2 protein-coding genes and 1 pseudogene are annotated in these 1,996 nt (G+C 68.5%); 1 reads left to right on the top strand and 2 read right to left on the bottom strand.

The features are described 5' to 3' along the window. On the bottom strand, positions 1–212 hold a 212-nt coding region (locus AB0G14_RS35455; RefSeq protein WP_357705146.1), incomplete at its 3' end, for a transposase family protein. Between the two features lie 253 nt (positions 213–465). On the opposite strand from AB0G14_RS35455, the gene AB0G14_RS35450 reads away from it, so the two are divergent. Continuing rightward, on the top strand, positions 466–933 hold the full coding sequence (locus AB0G14_RS35450) for a winged helix-turn-helix domain-containing protein (protein WP_357705144.1): 468 nt from the start codon (positions 466–468) through the stop codon (positions 931–933). Between the two features lie 284 nt (positions 934–1,217). On the opposite strand, the pseudogene AB0G14_RS35445 reads toward AB0G14_RS35450, so the two are convergent. Next, positions 1,218–1,829, bottom strand: a pseudogene (locus AB0G14_RS35445) (transposase); the annotation flags it as partial. Between the last annotated feature and the right edge of the window lie 167 nt (positions 1,830–1,996).

Raw genomic sequence — 1,996 nt, 5'->3', positions numbered from 1 at the left:
CGTACCTGCCCGATCGCCCGAGTCACGGTCGAGCGGTCCACCCCGAACGCCACCGCCAGGGCCTCGTGCGGCACCCCCAGACGCAGATGAGCGAGGGTAACGACAAGCCGATCAGTGAACCGCAGCGTCAAACGCCGCCCGGCTCCAGCCGCCCGCCGCCGGTGACCACCCCGACGGGCATACAACCGGCCCTCTCGCCCGGCCAGCCACACCACCCGCAGCTCAGTTCGTAGCAGTCGCAGATGACGGCGGGAGATCCCGGAGAACGCGGGATGGCTGAATACACGACGCGCCCACCGGATCGACACCCGAAGATCATCACCTACGACGGATGCGCGCCACCGACCGTCCTATTGCGCACAAGGTCGTTACAGATCTTGAATTGCCAGGTTCGTCCGATGTGGTCTGTGTGATGGCCTTGGGCTGGGGTAGATCGATGGGATGAGGTATCCCGATGGAGGTGGGTTGTCCGCGCGGGGGCGGGCGAAGCGTGAGGCGGTACGACGGCAGGCTGCCGGGTGGTTCGCCGAGGACGTGTCGGTGCCGGAGGTCGCCCGCCGGCTGAGGGTGTCGCAGACGGCGGTGTACGGGTGGCGCAAGCGGTGGCGGGCCGGTGGTGAGCAGGCTCTGGCCTCGAAGGGGCCGGGTGGGTCTCGGTGTCGGCTGGATGAGGGCCGGCTGCGGCGGCTGGCCGATGCCTTGGAGGAGGGGCCAGCGGCGCACGGTTTCGGTAGTGATCAGCGGTGGACCCTGGCGCGGGTGTCGGACCTGATCGCCCGGATGTTCCGTGTCCGGTACACGCTGCGTGGCACGGCGAACATCATGTACCGGCTGGGCTGGTCGGTGCAGGTCCCCACGCATCGTGCGGTCGAGCGGGACGAGGCCGCGATCGTCACCTGGCGGCGGGAGACGTGGCCGGCGGGAAAACGGTAGCGGCGCAGCGGCAGGCGTGGCTGGTCTTCGAAGACGAGGCCGGCCAGACGCTGCGCCCACCGAAGGCCCGCACCTGGGGACGACGCGGGCACACCCCCGTAGTCCCGGTGTCGGGCAAGGGCTCCGGCCGCGTCTCGATCGCCGGGCTGACCTGTTACCGGCCCGGCCAGCGGTCCCGGCTGATCTACCGCACGATCGTGCACCGCGGCCGCAAGAACGAGCGACGCAGTTTCAGCGAACGTGACTACATCGCCCTACTGGCGCGCCCGCCTACCCGCACCCGACCGGCGGATCTGGTCGATCTGCTCGGCGGGCGGCACCTGCACACGCGGGTGTGGTTTCTTCGCTCCGGCCTGGTCGCGGGTGACCGGCTGCTGACGCAGCCTGCGGGCGTGCGCGTTCGCCGGCTTGCCGTCCGGGCCTGGCACGGAGGTGTCGTCCCAGGACTCCGGCACGAACAGCCGCCAGTTCAACACCGCCGAAGCGGCGTCGGTCGCCGCGTGGACGCTGACGGCGACCTGGCAGTTGGCGACCTTGCCGAGGGTGCCGGAGTACTGCCGGGCCACGCACGCCGAGGCCTTGCCGTCCTTGGGAAACCCGGTGTCGTCCACCACCCACACCTGAGGTGCCACCAGGTCGACCGCGGCCGTGGCCAGCCGTCGCCGCACACCGGCCACATCCCAGGTCGAGGACGTCAGGAACTGCTGCAACTGCTGGTGATCGACCCCGAGCCGTTCAGCCATCGGCTGCATCGACTTACGCCGACCGTCCAACATCAGCCCCCGCAGATACCGCAGACCGGTCGCCCGCTGATCCGACCGCCACAACCCCCCGAACACCCCCGCCGCGAAGTCCTCCAACTGCGCCCGCACCCGAGCAAGCTCCCGCTCATCCACGCACCGCACCCAAACACCAACACGACACTCACACAAGCGACACGCCACAACGACCTAACAAAGCACTACTAATGTCCTGAGTCGTTGGAAGCTTTATTGATCCGGGTGCAGTAGTTGGCGAGATTATCGAGGATCTGGTCGGCGGTTTTGGTCCAGACAAAGGGTTT

This window comes from Micromonospora sp. NPDC023814 (genome assembly GCF_040639595.1).
GTDB lineage: Bacteria > Actinomycetota > Actinomycetes > Mycobacteriales > Micromonosporaceae > Micromonospora.
This window is presented reverse-complemented; position numbering and strand designations above follow the sequence as displayed.